Genomic DNA, 17,953 nt, shown 5'->3' with positions numbered 1-17,953 from the left:
AGCCGAGGACGGATGAGGCGAATGAGCAGCAACGAAGACAGGCTTCTCGAGTATCTCAAGCGCGTCACCGGAGACCTGCGACAGGTCCGGGAGCGCCTGCGCGAGGTCGAGGAGAAGGACCGGGAACCCATCGCGATCGTCGGCATGGCGTGCCGGTATCCGGGTGGGGTGCGGTCGCCGGAGGACCTGTGGCAGTTGGTGGTGTCCGGCGGCGACGCGGTCGGCGACTTCCCCGCGGACCGCGGCTGGGACGTGGACGGCATATACGACCCGGACCCGGAAGCGGCGGGGAAGACGTACGCGCGCCGGGGCGGATTCCTCTATGAGGCGGGGGAGTTCGACGCGGGTTTCTTCGGGATCAGTCCGCGTGAGGCCGTGGCGATGGATCCGCAGCAGCGGTTGCTGCTGGAGACGACGTGGGAGACGTTCGAGCGGGCGGGCATCGACGCGGAGTCGGTGCGGGGCAGCCGTACCGGTGTCTTCGTCGGCTCCGGCTACCAGGACTACGTCAACCTCCTGGTCGGGGTGGGCGGTGAGTCCGACGGCCATCTCGGGACCGGCAACTCCGCCAGCGTGATGTCCGGTCGCATCGCCTACACCTTCGGCCTGGAGGGTCCCGCCGTCACCGTCGACACGGCCTGCTCGTCCTCGCTGGTGGCCCTGCACTGGGCGATCCAGGCGCTGCGCGGCGGCGAGTGCTCGATGGCCCTGGCCGGCGGCGTGATGGTGATGACCACGCCGACCGCGTTCGTGGAGTTCAGCCGGCAGCGCGGGCTGGCCCCCGACGGCCGGTGCAAGGCGTTCGGCGCCGGAGCCGACGGTACGGGCTGGGCGGAGGGCGTGGGCATGCTCCTGGTGGAGCGGCTGTCCGACGCACGCAGGAACGGGCACGAGGTGCTGGCCGTCGTGCGGGGGAGCGCGGTGAACCAGGACGGTGCGTCGAACGGTCTGACGGCGCCCAACGGTCCCGCGCAGCAGCGGGTGATCCGGCAGGCACTGGCCTCGGCCGGCCTGTCTCCCGCCCAGGTCGACGCCGTGGAAGCGCACGGCACGGGTACGACGCTCGGCGACCCGATCGAGGCGCAGGCACTCCTCGCGACCTATGGCCGGGAACGGCCGGAGGGGCAGCCGTTGTGGCTGGGCTCGTTGAAGTCGAACATCGGGCACGCCCAGGCGGCTGCTGGCGTGGCCGGTGTGATCAAGATGGTGATGGCGATGCGGCACGGTGTGCTGCCCCGGACGCTGCACGCCGACGAGTCGTCGCCGCACGTGGACTGGTCGTCCGGTGCCGTCCGGCTGCTCACCGAGGCCGTCGACTGGCCGGAGACCGACCACCCGCGCCGGGCCGCCGTCTCGTCCTTCGGGGTCAGCGGCACCAACGCCCACACCATCCTCGAACAGGCACCGCCGACGCCATTCGAGGAGCCCTCCCGGAGCCCCGCCGACGGCCCCCTGGCGTGGGTGCTCTCCGCCCGGAGTGACGCGGCACTGCGCGACCAGGCCGCCCGGCTGTTGCCCCTCGCGCGGACTGAGGCCCCACCGCAGGACATCGGGCTGTCGTTGGCCACGGCCCGCGCGGCCATGCGCCACCGGGCCGCGATCGTGGGCGAGGACCGAACAGAACTCATCGCCGCACTTGAGGAGTTGGCCGTTGGAGCCCCGTCGGCACGGGTGCTGCTGGGGCGCCCGACCGGCGGCAAGACCGGCTTCCTCTTCTCCGGTCAGGGCTCGCAGCGGCTCGGCATGGGGCGCGAACTGTACGCGGCGTACCCGGTGTTCGCCGCCGCCTACGACGAGGTGTGCGCGCGTCTGGACGCACCGGTGGACGTCGACGCCGAGACCCTGCACCGGACCGGGTGCGCCCAGCCCGCGCTCTTCGCGGTCGAGGTGGCGCTGTTCCGCCTCCTCGAATCCTGGGGGGTGCGGCCCGACGTCGTCGTGGGCCACTCCGTGGGGGAGATCGCGGCGGCGCACGTGGCCGGTGCGCTGTCCCTGGACGACGCGGCCAGGCTGGTCTCCGCGCGTGCCGCGCTGATGCAGGCCCTGCCCGCGGGCGGTGCGATGGTCGCCGTGCAGGCCACGGAGGAGGAAGTGCTGCCCCACCTCACCGAGGAGGTGACCGTCGCCGCCGTCAACGGCCCCTCCTCAGTGGTGCTCTCCGGAGCCGAGGCGGCGGTCCTGGCGGTCGCGGAGGACTTCGCCCGGCAGGGCCGTAAGACGTCCCGGTTGAACGTCAGTCACGCGTTCCATTCGCCGTTGATGGACCCGATGCTGGAGGAGTTCGCGGAGGTCGTCGGCGGGCTGGTGTTCAACGAGCCGCGCATTCCCATCGTTTCGAATCTCACGGGTGGTCTGGTCGAGTCGTACAGCCCGGAGTACTGGGTGCGGCACGTGCGTGAGGCGGTGCGTTTCGCCGACGGCATCGAGACGCTGCATGGCCTCGGTGTGACCACGTTCGTCGAGGTCGGTCCGGGCGGAGTCCTGAGCGGCATGGCGCAGGGCTGCCTGGAGGACGTCGTCACCGTGCCCCTGCTTCGTGGAGACCGCTCTGAGCGGTCGGCGCTGGTGACGGCGCTGGCCCAGCTGTACACGTGTGGCGTGCCGGTGGACTGGGAGGTGTTCTTCGCGGGCGCGCGCAGGACCGGTCTGCCGACGTACGCCTTCCAGCACGAGCGTTACTGGGTGGAGTCGCCGGGGCCTGTGGCCGCCGTGGTGGACCCGGTGGAGGCGGAGTTCTGGGAGACGGTGGAGCGTGAGGACCTGGCGGCCCTCGCGCAGACGCTGGACGTCGATGCGGGGGACCCGTTCGGCGAGGTGGTGCCCAGGCTCTCGGCCTGGCGGCGGCAGCGCAGGGAGCGAGCCGCCGTGGACGGCTGGCGCTACCACGAGTCCTGGCGGCGCCTGCCCCGGCTCGCCCCCACCGGCCCCGGCGGTACCTGGCTGCTGGCCCTGCCGCAAGAGGAGAACGAGCAGACCGCCGCCGTCCGTGCCGTGCTCACCGCTCGCGGCGCCACCCTGAAGACACTGGTCGTCGACGCGGCACACGAACGGGCCGCACTGGCAGCGGAGTTGGCGGAGATCGGGCCGGTGGACGGCGTGCTGTCCCTGCTCCTCACCGGTGACCCGGTGCTGCCCACCCTGCTGCTCGTCCAGGCCCTGGGCGACGCGGGGACCGACGCCCCGCTGTGGTGCCTCACCTCGGGCGCGGTGGCCGTCGGCGGCTCCGACGCCGTACGCGACGCCCGGCACGCCCAGGTCTGGGGCCTGGGCCGCACCGTCGCCCTGGAACAGCCCCGGCTCTGGGGCGGCCTGATCGATCTGCCGGAGACCCTCGACGCCCAGGCCGCCGGACACCTCGCCGATGTGCTGGGACGCGCACTGACGACCCGACGGCGGAGCGATGGCACGGGCCCACGGGCAGCGGACCGGACGGGCCGGTGGGCGGAGGACCAGCTCGCCGTCCGCGCCTCCGGCGTCCACGCCCGGCGGCTCGGCCACGCGCCGGCCCGCGCCGCCACCCGCCGCTGGCGGCCCCGCGGCACTGTCCTCGTCACCGGCGGCACGGGCGCGCTGGGCGGCCATGTCGCCCGCTGGCTGGCGCGTGGCGGCGCCGAACACCTCGTCCTCACCAGCCGCCGGGGCCCGGACGCCCCGGGCGCCGCCGCCCTGCGCGGCGAACTGGAGGCGCTCGGCGCCCGGGTCACCCTCGCCGCCTGTGACGTCGCCGACCGCGCCGCCGTCGCCGCCCTGCTCGCCGAGCACACCTTCACCGCCGTCGTGCACGCCGCCGGGGTCGCCGACGCCGGGCTCGTGGACGCCACCACCCCGGCCGCCTTCGCCGCCGCGCTCGCCGCCAAGGCCGGTGGCGCGGCACACCTGGACGAACTGCTGGGCGACCGGGAACTCGACGCCTTCGTGCTCTTCTCCTCCATCTCCGGCGTCTGGGGCAGCGGCGGCCAGGGCGCCTACGCCGCGGGCAACGCCTTCCTCGACGCCCTCGCCCGGCGGCGCAGCGCCCGCGGCCTGACCGCCACCGCCGTCTCCTGGGGCCCCTGGGCCGACGGCGGCATGGTCGAGGACGGCGACGACGAGGAGCGGCTGCGCCGCCGCGGCCTGCGCACGATGCCCCCGGCGGCGGCGATCACGGCACTACAGCGCGCCCTCGACCGCGACGAGACCCAGCTGACCGTGGCCGACGTCGACTGGGCCCGCTTCATCGTGCCGTTCACCCTCGGCCGGCCCAGCCCGCTCCTCGGCGACCTGCCCGAGGTGCGCGCGACGCTCGCCGAGGACGCCACCGGGGAGGGGCACGGCTCCGGGGCGCTCGCCGAGAACCTCGCCACACTGCCGCCCGAGGACCGTACCCGCACCCTGGTGGAACTCGTGCGCACACACGCCGCCGCCGTCCTCGGCCACCGCACGGCGGGCGCCGTCGACGCCGACCGGCCCTTCCGGGACCTCGGCTTCGACTCCCTCACCGCCGTGGAACTGCGCAACCGGCTCAACGGGGCCACCGGGCTCGCCCTGCCCACGACGCTGGTCTTCGACCACCCCACGGCGGCCGACCTGGCCGCCCACCTGCTCGGCGAACTCACCGGCGACCGGGCCGAGCCGGCCACCGAGGCAGCGGGCACCGCCGTGCTGGACGAACCGATCGCCATCATCGCGATGGCCTGCCGCTACCCCGGCGACGTGCGCTCGCCCGAGGACCTGTGGGAACTGGTCGCCACCGGCCGCGACGCGATCTCCCGCTTCCCCGGCAACCGCGGCTGGGACGTCGAGGCGCTCTACCACCCGGACCCCGACCACCCCGGCACCACCTACACCGTCCACGGCGGATTCCTGCACGACGCCGACGAGTTCGACCCCACGGTCTTCGGCATCAGCCCGCGCGAGGCCGTCGCCATGGACCCGCAGCAGCGCCTGCTCCTGGAGACCACCTGGGAAGCCTTCGAGCGTGCCGGTATCGCACCCGACGCGATGCGCTCCACCGCCACGGGCGTCTTCGTCGGCTCCGGCTACCAGGACTACACCGGCCGCCCGCTCAAGGTCCCCGACGGCGTCGAGGGCTACCTCCCCAGCGGCAACGCGGCCAGCGTGATCTCCGGCCGCCTCTCCTACGCCTTCGGCCTGCAAGGGCCCTCGGTCACCGTCGACACCGCGTGCTCGTCCTCGCTGACCGCCCTCCACCTCGCCGTGCAGGCGCTGCGGAACGGCGAGTGCGCCATGGCGCTGGCCGGCGGCGTCATGGTGATGACCGGACCGTCCGCGTTCACGATGTCGAGCCGGCAGCGCGCGCTGTCCGCCGACGGCCGCTGCAAGGCGTTCTCCTCCTCCGCCGACGGCACCGGCTTCGCCGAGGGCGTGGGCCTGGTCCTGGTGGAGCGGCTGTCCGACGCGCGACGCAACGGACACCGGGTACTGGCCGTCGTCCGGGGCAGCGCCGTCAACCAGGACGGCGCCTCCAACGGACTGACCGCGCCCAGCGGCAGGGCCCAGCAGCAGGTCATCCGGCAAGCACTGGCCAACGCCCGGCTCGCGCCGCACGAGGTGGACGCCGTGGAGGCCCACGGCACCGGAACCCGGCTCGGCGACCCGATCGAGGCACAGGCACTGCTGGCCACCTACGGCAGGGAACGCACCGGGGACCGGCCGCTGTGGCTCGGCTCGCTGAAGTCGAACATCGGGCACGCGCAGGCCGCCGCGGGCGTCGGCGGCGTCATCAAGATGGTGATGGCCATGCGCCACGGCGTCCTGCCCCGGACCCTGCACGTCGACGAGCCCACCCCGGACGTCGACTGGTCCAGCGGCACCGTCCGCCTGCTCACCGAGCAGACCGACTGGCCCGACCAGGACAGGCCCCGGCGCGCCGCCGTCTCCTCGTTCGGGCTGAGCGGCACCAACGTGCACACCATCATCGAACAGGCCCCCGAGACACTCCCGGCGCCCACCACCGGCGACGGCCACACCCCTTCGACACCCCCCGCGCCCACCGCCGACGCCCCCTCGGCACCCCAGGCCCTCCCCTGGGCACTGTCCGCGAAGAGCGTCCGGGCCCTGCGCGCGCAGGCCCGCCGGCTGCTGGACCACCTCGACCGCGCCGAGGACCTCGCCCCGGCCGACATCGGTCACACCCTCCTCACCACACGCGCCCGGCTGGAGCAGCGGGCCGTGGTCGTCGGCCACGACCGGCAGGAGCTGCGGGCCGGGCTCGCGGCGCTCGCCGACGGCCGGCCCGCCGACACCGTGGCGCAGGGCACCGCCACGGCCCGCGGCAAGGTCGCCTTCGTCTTCCCCGGGCACGGCTCGCAGTGGCCGGAGATGGCCCGCGAACTCCTTGACACCGCCCCGGCCTTCGCCGAACAGGCGCGCGCCTGCGCCGACGCGTTCGCCCCCTACCTCGACTGGCCGCTGCTCGACGTCCTGCGCGCCGAACCGGACGCGCCGAGCGTCGCCGAGGTGGAGGTCGCCCAGCCCGCCCTGTTCGCGGTGATGGTGTCGCTGGCGGCCCTGTGGCGTTCCTACGGCCTGACGCCCGCCGCCGTCGTCGGCCACTCACAGGGCGAGGTCGCCGCCGCGTACGTCGCGGGCGCCCTGACCCTGGACGACGCGGCCCGGATCGTGGCCCTGCGCAGCCGCTCGCTGACCAAGCTCATCGGCAAGGGCGCGATGCTCGCGGTCGCCATGCCCGCCGACAAGGCCCGCGCGCGGCTGGAGAAGTACGGCGACCGGCTGGCGGTCGCCGCCGTGAACGGGCCCGCCGCCCTGACCGTCACCGGGGAACCCGACGCGGTGGACGCGCTCCTGGCGGAACTGGAAGCCGAGGGCGTACGCGCGCGCAAGGTGCGCGGCGCCACCGGCGCCGGACACTCCGCCCAGGTCGAAAGCCTGCGCTCCGAACTCCTCGACCTGCTCGCCCCGGTCGCGCCGACCACCGCGGACATCCCCTTCTACTCCACCGTGACCGGCGCCCTCCTGGACACCACCGCCCTGGACGCCGAGTACTGGTACCGCAACGCCCGGCACACGGTCGAGTTCGCGGCCACCGTACGGACGCTGCTGGCCGACGGGCACGGGACGTTCGTCGAGTGCAGTCCGCACCCGCTGCTGGCCGACGCGGTGCAGGAGATCGCGGAGGAGGCCGACGCCGAGGCGGTCACCGGCGGCTCGCTGCGCAGGGGCCGGGGCGGCTTGGACCGCTTCCTGCGCTCCGCGTCCGAACTGCACGTGACCGGCGTACCCGTGGACCTGACCGTGCCCTTCGCCGGGCGTCCGGTACGGCGCGTGGAACTGCCGACGTACGCGTTCCAGCGGCAGCGGTACTGGCTGGAGAGCGCCGACCCGGTGCCCGCGGGCACCGATCCCGTCGAGGCCGGGTTCTGGCACCTGGTCGAGAACGCTGATCTGCCCGCCCTCACCGACGAGTTCGGGCCCGACGCCGCCGCCCTCGTCGCCCCGGCGCTGCCGGCGCTGTCCGCGTGGCGCCGGCGCGGCCGGGAGAAGTCCACGGTGGACGGCTGGCGTTACCGCGTCCGCTTCCGGCGGCTCACCGACCACCCGGCACCCGACCTGGACGGCCCCTGGCTCGCCGTCCTCCCCGCCGGACGGGCGGACGAGCAGTGGGCGCCGTGCGTCGTCGGCGTGCTCGGCGCCCACGGCGCCAAGGTGCGGGTCGTTGAACTCCCCGTCGACTGCGACCGCGCGGCGGCCGCGCGCCGGCTCACCGAGGAACTCGACGGCGAACGGCCCGCGGGCGTCCTGTCGTTGCTCGGCCTCGCCCCCGGCAGCCACCCGGCCCACCCGACGCTGTCCGCGAGCCTCGCCACCACCGTCACCCTGGTCCAGGCGCTCGGTGACGCCGGCATCGAGGCACCGCTGTGGTGCGCGACCCGCGGCGCCGTCTCCACCGGGGCCGACGACCCGCTGCTCGACGCCGGCCAGGCACAGCTGTGGGGCCTCGGCATCGTCGCCGCGCTGGAACTGCCCCGGCGCTGGGGCGGACTCGTGGACCTGCCCGCGAAGCCGGACGAGCACGCGCTGCGCCGCCTGGCCGGAGTGCTGGCCCAGCACGACGAGGACCAGCTCGCCGTCCGTGCCGACGGCGTGTACGCCCGCCGCCTGGTCCGGGCACGGCCCGCCGACACGGAGCCCGCGACCCCCTGGCGGCCGCGCGGCACCGTCCTGGTCACCGGCGGAACGGGCGGCGTGGGCCGGCACCTCGCCCGCTGGCTGGCCGGCGCGGGAGCCCAGCACCTGGTGCTCACGAGCCGGCGCGGGCCCGACGCCCCCGGCGCCCGGGAACTGCGCGCGGAGCTGACCGCCCTGGGCGCAGAAGTGACCATCGCCGCCTGCGACATCGCCGACCGCGAGGCGCTCGCCCGGCTGCTCGCCGGCATCGAGACCCGGCACCCCCTCACCGCGGTGCTGCACGCCGCCGGCACGGCACGCTCCTCCCTGCTGGCCGACGCGCACCTCGACGAGTTCGCCGAAGCCGCGGCCGCCAAGGTCACCGGCGCCCGCAACCTGGACGAACTGCTCGACGGCCGCGAGCTGGACGCGTTCGTCCTGTTCGCCTCCGGCGCCGGCGTCTGGGGCAGCGGCGGCCAGGCCTCCTACGCCTGCGCCAACGCCTTCCTCGACGCCCTCGCACTGCGGCGGCGGGCCCGGGGCCTGACCGCGACCTCGGTCGCCTGGGGCGGCTGGGCGGGCGGCGGCATGGTCGACGACACGGTCCAGGAGCGCGGCGAGCGGCGGGGCCTCGGCGTCATGGCCCCCGAACTCGCGATCTCGGCCCTGCACCGGGCCGTCGGGCACGACGAGGCCGCCCTCACCGTCGCCCCGATCGACTGGGAGAAGTTCCTGCCCGCCTTCACCGTGGCCCGGCCCAGCCCACTGCTGAGTGAACTACCGGACGTGCAGCGGCTGTTGGCGATGGAGCGGGCCGCCGACGCGGAGACCGGCGACGGCGCGGGCCCCGCGGCCGAACTCGCCGCGCTCGCCCCGGCCGAGCGTGAGGAGTGGCTGCTGGAGCACATCCGTGCGCAGAGCGCCGTGGTCCTCGGCCACACGTCGGCCGAGGACGTGGGGCCCACCGCGCACTTCCTGGAACTCGGCTTCGACTCGCTCACCGCGATCGACCTGCGCCGGCGCCTGTCGGCGACGACCGGTCTGCGGCTGCCCGCGGGACTGGCCTTCGACCACCCCACGCCCGCCAGGCTCGCCAAGCACCTGCTGACCCGGCTCCGGGACACCGGCGGCGGCACGCCGGAGCGGCCCGCCGACCTGCTGGTCCAGCTCTACCGGCACGCGAGCGAGACCGGGACGGCCGCCGAGGCCATGGGCATGCTGATGGACGCCGCCCGCTTCCGGCCCTCGTTCGACCGGCCCGACGAACTGACCGAGCCGCCCGCCCCGGTACGGCTGTCACACGGCGAGGGCCCCGTCACGCTGATGTGCGTCTCGCCGTACGTCGTACCGGCCGGCGCCCACCAGTACGCCCGGTTCGCCGCCCCCTTCCGCGGCCGGCTGGACGTGTGGGCACTGGTCAACCCCGGCTACGAGCAGGGCGAACCGGTCCCGTCCGACCCGGACGCCGTGCTCCTGCTGCACGCGCGGACCGTACGCGAGCGCGCGGGCGGCAAACCCGTCGTCCTGCTCGGCTACTCCTCGGGCGGCTGGATCGCCCACGGCGTGGCGGCACACCTGGAGGCCATCGGCGAGCCGCCCGCGGCGGTGGTGATGGTCGACAGCTTCAGCCGCGAGATCCCCTTCGACCACCAGGTGCTCAACGCGATGGCCCAGGCCCAGTCGCGGCGCCTGGACTTCATGAAGTCCGGCGGCGAGCAACTCACCGCGATGGGCCGCTACATGCGCCTGTTCGACGAGTGGGACGCGCCGCGGATCGCCGCGCCGACCCTCCTGGTGCGGGCGAGCGAGGCCATGCCGGCCGGCGCCCCCGTGGACGGCGACGGCCGCGCCGCACCGCCCGAGCACGTGGACACGACCGTCGAAGTGCCCGGCAACCACTACTCGATGCTGGAGGACCACGCCGCCACCACCGCCGCGGCCGTGGACACCTGGCTCGCGGACACCGTCACCGGCCCCGCCGTACCGCCGGACACGACGACGACCGCATGACCGCCCGCGACCACCGCGAGCGTCCCAAGACCCCGAAAGAGCAGACGTGGGAGAAGAATCATGACGAAGGCTCTCTACGAGATCGGCGAGACCCCGCCGCTCGGTGAGGTCCCGGGCCGGATGTACGCCTCGGTGATCCGTCAGGAACGCTTCGGCGAGCCGAAGCAGGCGTTCCGCACCGAGGTCGTCGACACCCCGGCCGTGGGCCGGGGACAGGTGCTGGTCTACGTGATGGCCGCCGGTATCAACTACAACAACGTGTGGTCCTCGCTGGGCAAACCGGTCGACGTCATCGGGATGCGGCAGCGCCAGGGCCAGCCCGAGGACTTCCACATCGGCGGCTCGGAGGCCTCCGGCGTGGTGTGGGCCGTCGGCGCGGGCGTCCGCAACGTCAAGGTCGGCGACCACGTACTGGTCACCAGCGGCCAGTGGGACGAGACCGCCGCCGACATCCGCCTCGGCAGGGACCCGCTGGCCTCGGAGAGCATCAGGGCCTGGGGCTACGAGACCAACTACGGCTCCTTCGCCCAGTTCTGCCGCGTCGACGAGTACCAGTGCCATCCCAAGCCCGCCCATCTCACCTGGGAGGAGTCCGCCGCCTTCCTGCTCACCGGGCCCACCGCCTACCGGCAGCTGTTCGGCTGGCAGGGCCACACGGTCCGCCCCGGCGACCCCGTGCTGATCTGGGGCGGCGCGGGCGGCCTCGGCTCCATGGCCATCCAGCTCGTGAAGCTGGCCGGCGGCATCCCGATCGCCGTCGTCTCCAGCGAGGACCGCTCCGCGCACTGCCGCCGCCTCGGCGCGGCGGGCACCATCGACCGCCGGGACTTCGACCACTGGGGGCGGCTGCCCGACGTCGGGGACGCCGAGGCCTCGGCACGGTTCCTGCGCGGCGCCCGCGGGGTCGGCAAGAAGATCTGGGAGATCCTCGGCGAGCGCAAGTCCCCGCGGATCGTGCTGGAACACAGCGGCCAGGACACCCTGCCGACCTCGATGTACCTGTGCGACAACGCCGGCATGGTGGTGATCTGCGGCGGCACCTCCGGCTACAACGGGGACGTCGACCTGCGCCACCTGTGGATGCGCTCCAAGCGCCTCCAGGGCTCGCACTACGCGGACGCCCGTGAGTGCCGCGAGGTCATCAACCTCGTCGGCGCCGGCATGCTCGACCCCTGTCTGTCCGCCTGCGAGGGCTTCCAGGACGTCGGGCGCATGCACCAGATGATGCACGACAACGTGCACCCCTCCGGGAACATGGCCGTCCTCGTGAACGCGCCCCGGCGCGGCGAGACCTCGGTCGAACTCGCCGCGGCCTGACGTCCGGCCGACCCCAACCCCTCCACCAGCGCAAGGAGAGTCATGCCCGAGCCCGCCCCCGCCGTCCCCAAGACCCGCGGCTGCCCGTTCCTGCCGCCGGACGGCATCGCCGACGTCCGGGCCGCCGCCCCGGTGACCCGGGCCACCTTCACCAGCGGCCACGAGGCCTGGCTGGTGACCGGCTACGAGGAGGTCCGCGCCCTGCTGCGCGACCCGTCCTTCAGCGTCCGGGTGCCCCACGCGCTGCACACCCAGGACGGCGTCGTCACCCAGAAGCCCGGCCGCGGCAGCCTGCTGTGGCAGGACGAGCCGGAGCACACCACGGACCGCAAGCTGCTCGCCAAGGAGTTCACCGTCCGCCGCATGCAGGCGTTACGGCCGAACATCCAGCGCATCGTCGACGAACACCTCGACGCGATCGAGGCGCAGGGCGGCCCGGTCGACCTGGTGAGGACCTTCGCCAACCCGGTGCCCTCCATGGTGATCTCCGATCTGTTCGGCGTCCCGGTCGAACGCCGGGCGGAGTTCCAGGAGATCGCCGAGGCGATGATGCGGGTCGACCAGGACGCCGCCGCCACCGAGGCCGCCGGCATGCGGCTGGGCGGGCTGCTGTACCAGCTCGTCCAGGAGCGCCGCGCCACCCCCGGGGACGACCTGATCTCGGCGCTGATCACCACCGAGGACCCCGACGGCGTCGTCGACGACATGTTCCTCATGAACGCCGCCGGCACCCTGCTGATCGCCGCCCACGACACCACCGCCTGCATGATCGGCCTCGGCGCGGCCCTGCTCCTCGACCGCCCCGACCAGCTGGCCCTGCTGCGCGAGGACCCGTCACTGGTTGGCAACGCGGTGGAGGAGCTGCTGCGCTACCTCACCATCGGCCAGTTCGGCGGCGAGCGCGTCGCCACCCGGGACGTGGAACTCGGCGGCGTGCGCATCGCCGCCGGAGAGCAGGTCGTCGCGCACGTCCTCGCCGCCGACTTCGACCCCGCGTTCGTGGACGACCCGGAGCGCTTCGACATCACCCGCCGCCCCGCCCCGCACCTCGCGTTCGGCTTCGGTGCGCACCAGTGCATCGGCCAGCAACTCGCCCGCATCGAGCTGCAGATCGTCTTCGAGAGCCTGTTCCGGCGCTTCCCGACCCTGCGCCTGGCCAAGCCCGTCTCGGAGCTGCGCTTCCGCACCGACATGGTCTTCTACGGCGTCCACGAGCTGCCCGTCACCTGGTGAGCCCCGCCGGCTCCCCGCGGCCCCCGCACGAACTGCCGAACGACCGCACCGCCGACCGCCCGAAAGGCACGATATGACCGAGACCGACATCAGCCGCTCCGCGCCGTCGGCCCCGCCCTTCCCGCAGGACCGGACCTGCCCCTACCAGCCGCCGGAGGCCTACACGCGGTGGCGCGGCGACGGCCCGCTGACCCGGGTCACGCTGTTCGACGGGCGACCGGCGTGGCTGATCACCGGGCACGCCGAGGGCCGCGCGCTGCTCGCCGACCCCCGGCTGTCCTCCGACTGGGGGCACCCGGTCTTCCCGGTCGTCGTCCGGCGCACCGAGGGCCGCGGCGGGCTCGCGTTCCCGCTGATCGGCGTCGACGACCCGCTGCACGCCCGGCAGCGCCGCATGCTCATCCCGAGCTTCGGCGTCAAACGCATGAACGCGATCCGCCCCAGGCTGCAGGGCCTGGTGGACCGGCTCCTGGACGACATGCTGGCGAAGGGGCCGGTCGTCGACCTGGTGTCGGCCTTCGCGCTGCCGGTGCCCTCCATGGCCATCTGCGAACTGCTCGGCGTCCCCTACGGCGACCACGACTTCTTCGAGGAGTGCTCCCGCGACTTCGTGGGCGCCGCGACATCCGGGGAGGCCGACGCGGCCTTCGCCCAGCTGTACACGTACCTGCACGGCCTGGTCGCCAAGAAGCAGGCCGAGCCCGGTGACGGTCTGCTCGACGAGCTGATCGCCCGCCAGCTGGAGGAGGGCGGGCTGGACCACGACGAGGTGGTCATGATCGCGCTGGTCCTGCTGGTGGCCGGCCACGAGACCACGGTCAACGCCATCGCCCTCGGCGCCCTCACGCTCATGCAGCACCCGGAACAGATCGACGTGCTGCTGAGCGACCCCGACGCGGTGCCGCGCGCGGTCGAGGAACTGCTGCGGTTCACCTCCGTCTCCGACTACCTGGTCCGGATGGCCACGGAGGAGATCGAGGTCGGCGGTGAGACCATCAGGGCCGGGGACGCGGTGCTGGTCTCCATCACGCTGATGAACCGCGACGCCGGGGCCTACGAGGACCCCGACGTCTTCGACGCCCGGCGCAACGCCCGCCACCACGCCGGCTTCGGCCACGGCATCCACCAGTGCCTCGGGCAGAACCTCGCCCGCGCCGAGCTGGAGATCGCCCTGGGCTCGCTCTTCGCCCGCATCCCCGGCCTGCGGCCGGCCGTGCCCCTGGACGAGGTGCCCATCAAGGCCGGCCACGACGCCCAGGGCCCGATCGAACTCCCCGTCACCTGGTGACAGGGCACACGTCAGCGGCGGAAGGAAAGGAGCGGCCCACGCGATGCGCATCACCATCGACCGTGACCGGTGCATCGGTTCCGGCCAGTGCGTCATGACCGCACCCGGTGTCTTCACCCAGGACGACGACGCGCTCGTCGTCCTCCTCCCGGGACACGAGGACGGCGCCGGGGACCCGCGCGTGCGCGAGGTGCCCCTGGCCTGCCCGGTACAGGCGGTCACGATCACCGAGGACTGAACGGCGACGGCCTTGCGGCACCGGCCGCGCCCGCGCGAGCGGTGGCTCCCCGGAACGGGGGCCACCGCTCGCCCGTTCCTGCCTTGTCACGGCGACACGGAGCCGTGCCCCAGCAGTTCGTGCAGCAGCGGGGTCGCGGGCAGCGCCGGATGGAGGTACACGCGCTCGCGGCGCTGCTCGACGGCGGCCAGCAACGCCCGGAAGGTGTTCCTCGCGTCCTCGGTCCGGCCGCCCAGATGCTGCGCCTGGCCCAGCAGGCCCAGGTGCAGCGGGTGCCGTAAGGACGTCCTGGACCGGCCCAGTTCGGCCAGCGAGGCCTGCATGAGGGCGAGGCCGTCGTCATGGTCCCCCGCGTGCGCCAGGCCCCACCCCTTGACGACGCCGAGCATCGCCTTCCAGTACAGCAGCCCGTATTGCCCCGCGACCCGTACGCCCTCGTCGCCCGCCACGAGGGCGGTGCGGGCGTCGCCCTCCCAGGCCGCCACGACCCCGTCCACGTACAGCGCGAACGCGCGGTCGGACGGCCTGCTCTCGTACTCGGTGAGGTTCAGCAGTTCACGCCGGCGCGCGCTCGCGGCCCCCCGGTGACCGAGGAGCCAGTGGGTGAAGGTGTCGTAGGAACGGCAGGAGACCCGCGGGTCGTGCTGGAACGTACGGGCCAGCACATGACCCTCCCCGGCCAGCCGGTCCGCCATGCCGACGCCGCGCTCCAGCTCGGCCAGCGCCTGCGGCAGCATCCCCCGCACATGCAGCACGATGCCCTCGCCGTACGCCGCGCCGAGCGCCGCCACGGGCTCCCGGGTCTGCCGCGAAAGCTCCCGGAGCAGGCCGGACAGCTGCCGCGAGGTGTCGTAGCGGCCGGTGACCAGGTGCGCCGCGCACAGCGCCCAGACCACCGACGGGTCCTCGGGGGCATGCGTGGCCGCGTTCAGCGCACGGCCGCGGGACAGCGCCGTCTCCGCCTCGTGATCGCCGTAACCGCGTGTGGTGGCGAGCACCTGGCCGAGCTGGATGTGCAGCTGCTGCTCCAGCCGTACGGTGGCCGAGTCGTCCGGCGGCAGGAAGCCGACCAGGTGCACCGCGCGGCGCAGCCAGGTCTCCACCTGCTCGTACGCCATGGACTGCTCGGCGTGCTCCGCGGCGAGCAGCAGCCGGGGCAGCACCTCGGCCGCGGGCAGCGCGCTCTTGGCGTGCCAGCTGTGATGGGCCACCCGCTCGATCTCCTCGTCCTCGACCTGGCCGTGCCTGCGGGCGCGCAGCGCGTCGGCGATCCGCGCGTGCAGCAGGTGGCGGTCCTCCCGGGGCAGCTCGTCGACGAGGGTCTCCTGGACCAGGGCGTGCGCGAAGTGCAGCCGCCCCGGATGGTTCGGGTCCTCCCCGAGCAGCCCGGCCCGGATGGCCGACTCGAGCCCGGCGACGACCGGTTCGTCCCGGGTCGCGGTCCGGTGCAGCAGGTCCGTGTCCACCTCTGCGCCGATGATGGCGCACAGCCGGAGCACCCCGAGCACCGGCTCGGGTAACGCGGCGAACCGCTGGTGCAGCGCCTCGCGCACCCCGGCGGGAATGTGCGCGAGGAGCGCGCCGACCGCGTTGGGGCGGCGGAGTTTACGCGCGTCACCCACGAGGGAGAGCAGCTGCATCACGAAGTACGGATTGCCTTCGCTGCGCCGGTGCAGCACCTCTATCACCTCCGGGTCCACACCGGCTCCCGCGTAGGCCTCGACCAGGGCGCCGACGGCCGCGCGGGAGAGTCCGCACAGCCGCAGCGTCTCGGTGCGGGGACCGCGCAGCACGTCGGAGACCATCCGGCGCAGCGTCGTGTCCGACTCGGCCTCGAACTCCCGCGCCGTCAGCACGATGCCGAGCGGCCGGCCCTGGCAGCGGGTGCCCAGCAGCCGGAGCAGGTCGAGGGAGGCGGTGTCCGCCCATTGCAGATCTTCGAGGAGCAGCACGAGCGGGCGTTGTCCGGCGAGGGCGAGCAGCACTTCGCAGAGGGCGTCGTGGGCGAGGAAGCGGGCCTTGCACCAGTCGGAGGCCCGGCCGGTGTCGTCGGCCGGGGCCGGCGGCCGCTCCGGCATCAGCGGGGCGAGCAGGGAGCCGTACGGCTTCGTCGCCTCCCGGAAGGCGTCCGGACGGGTGGCGGACAGCCGCCGCAGGATCTGGGTCCACAACCAGTAGGCGGGAACGCCCTCGCCGGGGAAGCAGTGGCCCCAGACCACTTCGAGTCCGGTGCCCTCCTCCTGGGCGTCCATGTGCTCCAGGCGCGCCGCGAGTTCGAGCAGCAAGCGGGTCTTCCCGACGCCCGGGGGGCCGAGCACACCGGCCACGTGGCCGTGGCCCACGACCACGCTCGCGGCGGCGGTGGTCAGGCGGTCGAGTTCCTGGCCGCGGCCGGTGAACGGGGACGGCACCGCCGCCCACCCCGATTCCGGGTCCGGGGCCTCACCCGTCCCCGGGGCGGCCGCCGGCTCGTGCCCCGGCCAGGGCGCGGGCCGCCAGGGGGCCGTCCCGGCCGGTGCGGCGGCGTCCGCCCGCGTGCCCGGCAGCGGCTCGGCCGGTGCCTGCGGGCGCCCGGCGATCCCGGCACCGCCTGTGTGAGCGACGGCCACTCCGGAGCCGTGCGTCCCGCCGTGCCCGGAATCCGGCGCCCCGCGGGCACCGGACTCGTTCCGCGTGAGCGGGGCGTACGCCGTGCTGGTGGGGCCCTGGGGCTCGGCGTCCGGCCCCTTCGAGGGCGCGCTCGCTCCCGGCTCCTGGCGCAGGATCGCGTTCCTGACCCGGCGCAGCTCGGCCGCGGTGTCCACGCCGAACTCCTCGACCAGGTGACTGCGCGTGCGCTCGTACACCTCCAATGCCTCGGCCTGCCGCCCGAGCCGGGACAGTGCCGTCATCAGGTGGCCGACCAGCCGCTCCCGGGTGGGATGCCGGCGCGCCTCCCCGTCCAGCTCGGCGGCGACCTCCTCGGCCGCGCCGAGCGCCAGCCGCGCCTCCGCGCAGGACTCCACGGCGGTGAGCCGGATCTGTTCGAGCCGGGCGCACTCGTCGCTCAGCGGGGGATTGTTGTCGAACTCCGCGTAGGGCGAGCCGCGCCACAGCCCCAGGGCCTCGGTGAGCCGGGCCTGCGCGGTGCTCGGATCGCGTTGTTCCAGCAGCCGCCGGCCGTCGGTGACCAGACTTTCGAAGCGGCAGGCGTCGACCTGCTCGGGACGGAGATCGAGGACGTACCCGGGCATCCGGTGACGCAGCACCGAAACATGGCCTGATTCACCCGTGGGCTCCAGCGCCCGGCGCAGGTGGGAGACGTGGCTCTGGAGCGTGGCGACGGCGCGGCGGGGGGTTTCGTCGCCCCAGAGTTCCTCGACGAGGAGTTCGGTGGGCACCACGCGGCCCAGGCGGATGAGCAACAGGGCGAGCAGAGTCCGGCGGCGTGGTGGGCCCAGTGGCAGCTCACGCCCGTGGTGCCGCGCCGACATGGGCCCCAGAACGTTCAGTAAGAGCTCAGGTGCGGGCATGACGTTCCCCATCGTTCTCTCGGGCGTGGCTGTCTGAGGGCCGGTTTGGAGCTGGTCGGACTCACGCCGCCCCCCTGCGGATCATGACATGGTGAAAGCGCCGATCCGGGCGGACAGCCATCGATTGGCAAGAAAGCGGCAGGTGTTGGGCAAGTATTCCGACAGAGGGTCCGAAAAACGATGGCGGGCGGCGGCAAGGCACCGCCGACGGCTCGGCAAGGACCCCGC

At 74.0% G+C, this 17,953-nt stretch carries 6 protein-coding genes and 1 pseudogene; 6 read left to right on the top strand and 1 reads right to left on the bottom strand.

Features of this window, described 5'->3' with window-relative positions; translation table 11 throughout:
- Nucleotides 1–12 precede the first annotated feature (12 nt).
- The 6 genes and pseudogenes from HZZ00_RS39250 to HZZ00_RS22345 form a co-directional block, all read left to right on the top strand.
- Nucleotides 13–75 (top strand): annotated as a pseudogene (locus HZZ00_RS39250) (polyketide synthase docking domain-containing protein); the annotation flags it as partial.
- Complete coding sequence (locus tag HZZ00_RS22365; protein ID WP_374028559.1) at nt 76–10,137, top strand: type I polyketide synthase; 10,062 nt, start codon at nt 76–78, stop codon at nt 10,135–10,137. It abuts the pseudogene before it with no gap.
- A 60-nt stretch (nt 10,138–10,197) separates the two neighbouring features.
- Nucleotides 10,198–11,454 carry a crotonyl-CoA carboxylase/reductase gene (gene ccrA / locus HZZ00_RS22360; RefSeq protein ID WP_180328108.1) on the top strand — a complete coding sequence of 419 codons (1,257 nt, stop codon included), beginning with the start codon at nt 10,198–10,200 and terminating at the stop codon, nt 11,452–11,454.
- A gap of 42 nt (nt 11,455–11,496) precedes the next feature.
- Entirely contained in the window at nt 11,497–12,687 is a 1,191-nt protein-coding gene (locus HZZ00_RS22355) for a cytochrome P450 (protein WP_180328107.1), read from the top strand.
- A gap of 73 nt (nt 12,688–12,760) precedes the next feature.
- Nucleotides 12,761–13,975, top strand: a complete 1,215-nt coding sequence (locus tag HZZ00_RS22350; protein ID WP_180328106.1) for a cytochrome P450 — start codon at nt 12,761–12,763, stop codon at nt 13,973–13,975.
- A 43-nt stretch (nt 13,976–14,018) separates the two neighbouring features.
- Nucleotides 14,019–14,213, top strand: coding sequence for a ferredoxin (locus HZZ00_RS22345; RefSeq protein WP_180328105.1), 195 nt, complete (start codon nt 14,019–14,021; stop codon nt 14,211–14,213).
- An 86-nt stretch (nt 14,214–14,299) separates the two neighbouring features.
- On the opposite strand, the gene HZZ00_RS22340 is transcribed toward HZZ00_RS22345, so the two are convergent.
- Complete coding sequence (locus HZZ00_RS22340; protein WP_257585055.1) at nt 14,300–17,617, bottom strand: BTAD domain-containing putative transcriptional regulator; 3,318 nt, start codon at nt 17,615–17,617, stop codon at nt 14,300–14,302.
- Nucleotides 17,618–17,953 lie beyond the last annotated feature (336 nt).

Source organism: Streptomyces sp. NEAU-sy36, assembly GCF_013423905.1.
Classification (GTDB): Bacteria; Actinomycetota; Actinomycetes; order Streptomycetales; family Streptomycetaceae; genus Streptomyces; species Streptomyces misionensis.
This window is presented reverse-complemented; position numbering and strand designations above follow the sequence as displayed.